Origin of the sequence: Rhodococcus sp. (in: high G+C Gram-positive bacteria), from assembly GCF_049286785.1 — a bacterium.
GTDB lineage: Bacteria > Actinomycetota > Actinomycetes > Mycobacteriales > Mycobacteriaceae > Rhodococcus_F.
The window spans coordinates 1-4,577 of sequence record NZ_JBAQEO010000406.1; the positions used below are offsets into that span (position 1 = coordinate 1).

3 protein-coding genes are annotated in these 4,577 nt (G+C 67.3%); all 3 read left to right on the plus strand.

Translation table 11 applies throughout. From position 1 onward, the window contains the following. Window positions 1-1,176: apolipoprotein N-acyltransferase (lnt, locus tag WAW17_RS15250; RefSeq protein WP_422333790.1), on the plus strand; the 1,176-nt coding region annotated here is incomplete at its 5' end. Beyond that, the gene (locus WAW17_RS15255; protein WP_422333791.1) at window positions 1,103-1,885 is read left to right on the plus strand and encodes a polyprenol monophosphomannose synthase; all 783 of its coding nucleotides are present in this window, start codon (window positions 1,103-1,105) and stop codon (window positions 1,883-1,885) included. The genes lnt and WAW17_RS15255, both read left to right, overlap by 74 nt. Before the next feature lie 255 nt (window positions 1,886-2,140). Continuing rightward, the coding region (locus tag WAW17_RS15260; RefSeq protein ID WP_422333792.1) for a non-ribosomal peptide synthetase at window positions 2,141-4,577 on the plus strand (2,437 nt) is incomplete at its 3' end.

The window sequence follows — 4,577 nt, forward strand, 5'->3', positions numbered from 1 at the left end:
GTGCGAGCCCGGGCACGCGGTGCGCAGGACTGGAAACGTCCACTGGCGGGCGGCCTGGTCGCAACTCTGGCCGCGACCGTGGTTGCGGCCGCGATGTGGCCGTTCATGGCGGGCACGAACTCGGGTGAGCGCACCATCACCGTCGCCGCGATCCAAGGCAGCGTTCCCAAACTGGGTCTCGACTTCAACGATCAGCGCAAGAAGGTTCTCGACAATCACGTGGCCCGCACCCTGGAGTTGGCGGCGCAGGTGCGGGCGGACGCTGCTCCGCAGCCGGATCTCGTGATCTGGCCCGAGAACGCCTCCGACATCGATCCGCTGCGAAATGCCGACGCTGCCGCGGACATCTCACGTGCCTCCGAGGCGGTCGGCGCGCCCGTCCTGGTCGGTGCGGTGCTCGTGAACTCCGACCGGACCACCACCAACTCGGTCATCGTGTGGGACGGGGAGTCCGGACCGCAGGAGCGGCACGACAAGCGGATCATCCAGCCGTTCGGCGAATACCTGCCGTACCGCGATTTCTTCCGGCACTTCTCGTCCTACGCGGATCGGGCAGGCAACTTCGTACCCGGCCACGGCGACGGCGTGGTGCACACGAACGGGATCGCGGTCGGTGTGGCCACCTGTTACGAGGTGGCGTTCGACCGGGCCTTTTCGGCGTCGATCCGGGCAGGAGCCGAAATTCTGGCCGTGCCCACCAACAACGCCACGTTCGGTGACACCGAGATGACGTACCAGCAGCTTGCCATGTCGAAAGTGCGCGCCGTCGAGCACAGCCGCACCGTTGTGGTGGCGGCCACGAGTGGTGTGAGTGCGATCATCGCCCCGGACGGGTCCACCGTCGCGCAGACCCCACTTTTCGTGCCGGCAGCCCTGGTGGCGGAAGTCCCGCTGCGCACCGGCACTACGCCGGCTGATCGGCTCGGCCCGATTCCGGAGTTCGTTCTCGGCCTCGGTGCCGTCGTGGCCGTCGCCTGCGCACTGGTGCTGGGTCGGCGACAGGCTCGGCGTACGTCTCCGGGCAGTACCGAGTCTCCGGGCAGTAACGAATCTGCAGGCAGCACGGAGAAGGCGCCGGCCGAGGCCGGCAGGGAGGATTGTCATGGCACCGGAGCAGGATTCCGGCAACCAGGTGGCGGCACACGCACGGACTCTGGTGATCATTCCGACGTATAACGAGAGGGAGAATCTCGGTGCGATCGTTGCCCGGCTGCATGCGGCGCTGCCCGAAACGCACGTTCTCGTCGTGGACGACGGCAGTCCGGACGGCACAGGAGACGTGGCGGACACCCTCGCGGCGAACGACGGCGCAGGCCGTATCCGTGTGATGCACCGGACCGAGAAGAACGGACTCGGGGCCGCGTACATCGCAGGCTTCCACTGGGGACTCGACCGCGGCTATTCGGTGCTGGTGGAGATGGATGCCGACGGCAGCCACGCGCCGGAACAACTTCACCGTCTACTCGACGGGGTGGACGCGGGCGCCGATCTGGTCCTCGGTTCGCGGTACGTCCCGGGTGGCACCGTGGTCAACTGGCCCAAGCACAGGAAGTGGTTGTCGAGGGGTGGCAATATCTACTCCCGGCTGGCACTGGGCGTGAAGATCTCCGACATCACGGGCGGGTACCGCGCGTATCGACGGGAGGTCCTCGAGAAACTCGACCTCGAGAAGATCGAATCGCACGGCTACTGCTTCCAGGTCGACCTTGCGTGGCGTGCGGTGCGGGCCGGTTTCGTGGTGCGGGAGGTACCCATCACCTTCACCGAACGCGTGATCGGCGAATCGAAGATGAATGGCGGCATCGTCCGGGAGGCGCTGCTCGCGGTCACCCGGTGGGGGTTGCGTCACCGTCTCACGCAGGTACGGGATGTCGCGCAGAGGTAACGCAGGAGTGGACATCATCACTCTTATGTAACGTTTTCTGGTGCCACATCGACTTCGTTACGTCGTTGTGTTTTTTCCCTGCCGTCGGGTGGAACCCGCATGGTGGAGGGGGTGCAAGGGCGCAAACCGGACGTCCGATAGGTACTGCCAGGGTACTGGCGGGTACAGTTCGGTAACTTTTCAGGCACGCAGGTCACGATCGCGTGGGCGGTCGGAACTCGGCCGCACCGCGAGATGGGAAACGAGGGTGAGCAAGTGGTCGACGTGCCGGATGAGGTGATCACGCCCGAATCTTTACGCATTCCGGACGGCGCATTTCCCCTTTCCGCGGCGCAGCAGGGCATGTGGCTGGCCCAGCAGGTCGAACCCGATGTTCCGGTCACCATCGCGCAGTACGTCGAGCTGGTCGGCGCCCTCGATCTGGCCTTGCTCTCCGAGTCGATGGTCAGCGCCGGCCGGGAGCTCGGTTCCGCGTTTCTGCGCCTCGTCGAGGTCGACGGGATGCCCTACCAGATGGTCGACCAGACGCTGGATGCTTCGGTGCGGCTGGTCGATCTGCAACGGGAATCCGATCCGGAATCCGCCGCCGTGGAGTGGATGCGACGCGAGTACAGCGCCCCGCTGGACGTGTACCGGGATCGCCTGACCACCTCCGCGCTTCTGCGGCTGGCCCCGGACCGTCACTACTGGTACAGCCGCGTTCACCATGTCGCACTCGATGGCATGGGATCGGTGACACTCGTCGATCGCGCGGCCGAGTTGTACACCGCCGCGGTCGAGAATCGCGCGGCCGCACCCTCGAAGGCTGCTGCACTCTCCGCGGTCGCGGCCGTCGACTCGGAGTACCGCTCCTCGCCGCGCTATCTCGCCGACCGGCAGCACTGGACCGAGCGTGTGTCCGCCATCGGCGAACCACACAGTCTGGTCGACCGGGCAGCTCCCGCGCGGGCACTGAGCCGCACCGCCGGCGGGCAGGTTCCCGGCCCGCTGGCTGCGAGTCTCGACGACGCGGTGGCGCGGCACGACTCGTCCATCGCCTTCGAGGTGATCGCCGCTTTCGTCGCCTACCTCTCGCGGATGACGGGCCGTGAGGAGGTGGCGGTCAGCCTGCCGGTCACCGCGCGCACCACGGCGCTGCTGCGACGTTCCGGGGGCATGGTGTCCAACGTGCTCCCGTTGCGACTGCAGGTCCAGCCGGACACCACCGGCGCCGACCTGGTTGCCGCGGTTCGGCTCGAAGTCACGGCGGCGCTGCGGCACCAGCGATACCCGCACATCGACATCCGGCGTGATGCCGGCTCCACGCATCAGGGGTTCTACGGCCCGCTCGTCAACGTGATGCTCTTCCACAACGAGATCACCTTGGGCAGCATCGTGGGCAGACTGCAGATCTTGTCCACCGGACCCATCACCGACCTGGCGGTGAACGTGTACCACGGGGTCGCCGGTACCAGCCTGAACGTGGATTTCGAAGCCAACCCGGATCTGTATACGGACGGCACCCTCGCAACGCATCACGCCCGTTTCATCCGCTTCCTCGACGCGTTCCTCGCCCTCGAGCAGGGCCGGCCGATCGGTGACCTGGACGTCCTCGATGACGCCGAACGCGGCGCACTGGTACCGGCCTCGGGCCCTGCCGGATTCGGCCCGATGACGTTGCCGGCCCTGCTCGAGGGCGCCGTCCGCAGCAACCCCGACGGTGAGGCGCTGGTCGTGCCGGGCGCCGGAACCCTCACCTACCGGCAGCTCGACGCGGCGTCGAACCAGCTGGCGCGGCTGCTGATCGATCTTCAGGTCGGGCCCGAGGTGACGGTGGCGCTGGCGCTGCCCCGATCACGCGACTCCGTGGCGAGTATCTGGGCGGTGGCCAAGACCGGCGCCGCGTTCGTTCCGGTGGATCCCGGCTATCCCCGCGAACGCATCGTCCACATGCTCGAGGACAGCGGCGTCCCGATCGGTATCACCACCGCGGAGTTGCGCGACGGCTTGCCGGACGGAACCCACTGGATCGTCCTCGACGAGGACGCGTTCCGGGCCTCGCTCGGCGTGTATCCGACGGACCCGGTCACCGACGCGGACCGCACGGCCGCGCTGTCCCTCGACCATCCCGTCTACATCATCTACACGTCCGGGTCGACCGGCCGACCCAAGGGCGTCGCCGTCACGCATCGCGGACTGGTGAATCTCGCTGCCGACGAGCGCGAGCGCCTGGCTGTCACCCCGGCGTCACGAACTCTGCATTTCGCGTCGCCGAGCTTCGACGCCTCGGTGTTCGAGCTGATGATGGCCATCAGTGCCGGTGCCACCGTGGTGGCCGCGCCCACCACGATCTACGGTGGCCTCGAGCTGACAGAATTCCTTGCAGAGCAACGTATTACGCATGCCTTCTGCACCCCCGCCGCCCTGGCCTCGTTGGACGGTCGCGGGCTGGAGGTTCTGGAGACGATCGTCGTCGCCGGCGACGTGTGCCCGCCCGAACTCGTTGCCCGCTGGGCCCCCGGCCGGCGGATGTTCAATGCCTACGGTCCGAGCGAGACGACGATCATGTCCTCGGCCACCACGGCGATGACCCCGGATCATCCGGTCAGCATCGGCGCCCCGACGGTCGGTGTCGAACTGGTGGTGCTCGATCATCGGCTGCGCCCCGTTCCGTGCGGGGTGCGCGGCGAACTGTACGTGCTCGGTGCCAGCC

Coding starts and splice junctions, on each gene's coding strand:
- WAW17_RS15255 (WP_422333791.1), top strand. CDS start 1,103: ATGGCACCGGAGCAGGATTCCGGCAACCAGGTGGCGGCACACGCACGG.